Source organism: Variovorax sp. Root434, assembly GCF_001426595.1.
Lineage (GTDB): Bacteria > Pseudomonadota > Gammaproteobacteria > Burkholderiales > Burkholderiaceae_C > Variovorax.
In genome coordinates this window covers 1-1,220 of the sequence record NZ_LMEK01000022.1, presented here as the reverse complement: position 1 = coordinate 1,220, position 1,220 = coordinate 1, and the positions used below count along the sequence as shown (strand labels likewise).

1 protein-coding gene is annotated in these 1,220 nt (G+C 66.6%); it reads right to left on the bottom strand.

Translation table 11 applies throughout. The features are described from left to right. On the bottom strand, positions 1-1,220 hold a 1,220-nt coding region (locus ASD05_RS17475), incomplete at both ends, for an ATP-binding protein (RefSeq protein ID WP_157610173.1).

Here is a 1,220-nt window from a genome sequence, read left to right as displayed (position 1 = left end):
CGAGTTCGGAGCGCGTATAGGGCTTGCGCAACAGTTCCCAGCTCTGCGGCACTTCGCGGTCGGCATCCAGCAATTCCGACGAGAAGCCAGACATCAAGAGCACCGCCAGCTGCGSAAAGCGCTGCTGCACCTCTGTTGCGAGCCGCGTGCCGCGCATGCCGGCGCCCAAGGCGATGTCGCTCAGCAGCAGATCGAAGGGCCCGGCGCCTGCATCCAGTGCCGACAACGCCTGCTCGGCCGTGGCAGCGGTGAAGACTTCACAGCCCAGCGTGGTCAGGAAGGYGTGCACGACTTTGCGGACGTCTGCGTCGTCCTCGACCAGCATCACCCGCAGGCCGGGCGGAATTGTTTCGTCGGTGAGTTCATCCTCATCGATGGGCGTGGCCGCGGCTTCTTCCAGCTGCGGCAGATAGAGCGTCACGGTAGTGCCCTGTCCGACCTTGCTGTCGATCGAGACTGCGCCCCGGGACTGATTGACGAAGCCGTACACCGCGCTCAGGCCCAAGCCGGTGCCACGGCCGGCTTCCTTGGTAGTGAAGAAGGGCTCGAAGGCGCGCTCTTTCACCTCCTCGGACATACCCGTGCCGCTGTCAGCGATGGAAACCGCGACGAAGCGCGCGGAGGCATCGCCGTGCGGGTCRTTGCGCTGGCCGYGCAGGGCCGTCGGCAGCGCACCGCACASCTCGGTGCGAAAGCGCAGCGTGCCGCCCTCGGGCATGGCGTCGCGCGCATTGATGGCGATGTTCAGCAGCGCGGATTCCAGCTGACCGGGGTCCGCCACCAGGGGCGGACAGCCCGGTGCGGTGTCGATCTCGATGCGGATGCGCTGGTCCAGCGTMCGACGCAGCATGTCGGCCAGCGAGTGCAGCAGCGCATGCGTGTCGACAGCGCTCGGCTGCAGCACCTGTCGGCGTGAAAACGCCAGCAGCTTGCCGGTGAGCTCGGCGCTGCGCCGCGAAGCGCGGATGGCGGCACCCAGAAGTTGCTGCGCATAGCTGTCCTGCGCCAGCGCAGGCAATTCTTCCAGCACCTGGAGGTTGCCCTGGATGACGGTGAGCAGGTTGTTGAAGTCGTGCGCGATGCCGCCTGTGAGTTGGCCGACGCTTTCCAGGCGCTGCGCGTGGTTGAGCGCCTCTTCGGTCTGCACGCGCTGCAAGCTGGTGGCGAGCAGGCTGGACAGCGACTCGAGAAAGCGCACTTCCTCGTCGCCGAAGCGCTTG